Here is a 414-nt window from a genome sequence, read left to right as displayed (position 1 = left end):
TGCCGCCTCATATTGTTTTACAAACAGTCCCAAGCGCTTATCTACATAGCCTCTTAATCCTAAATAGTGAAACGATAGCACTCGCCTTGTGGAAGTTGTGTTAGCTTGGTAGCGCCGATGTAGCCCAACTATATGCATCGCAAGACCTATTATATTCGCTAGGATACTCGCAAGTGTCGCTATCAATATCAAGATGGCTATGCGAGTAATACGGCGACTTTTATGATGTTCGAACCCTAAGCCAAACAAGCTGCTCTTGATATCTCTAAACTCTTCTTCAATTTGCATTCTCATCCGGTAGATAGCGACTACTTTTTTTGCTAAGCACTTCGTTCGTGGCAACGAGGTGGCAAGCAACCAAGGATCTGTTGCGCCTCTTGCATGCACCTTAGAGCGCTTTGATTGTCTGGGTTT

The 414-nt window shown here is 44.4% G+C and carries 1 protein-coding gene; it reads right to left on the bottom strand.

From position 1 onward, the window contains the following. Positions 1 to 414, bottom strand: a 414-nt coding sequence (locus AB9H30_RS19390) for a transposase (RefSeq protein ID WP_371196440.1), incomplete at both ends; no start/stop codon positions are given.

It is taken from the genome of Glaciecola sp. SC05 (assembly GCF_041380235.1).
In the GTDB taxonomy this organism is placed as follows: domain Bacteria; phylum Pseudomonadota; class Gammaproteobacteria; order Enterobacterales; family Alteromonadaceae; genus Glaciecola.
The sequence above is the reverse complement of the archived record's forward strand: the minus strand, read 5'-3'. Positions and strand labels throughout refer to the sequence as shown.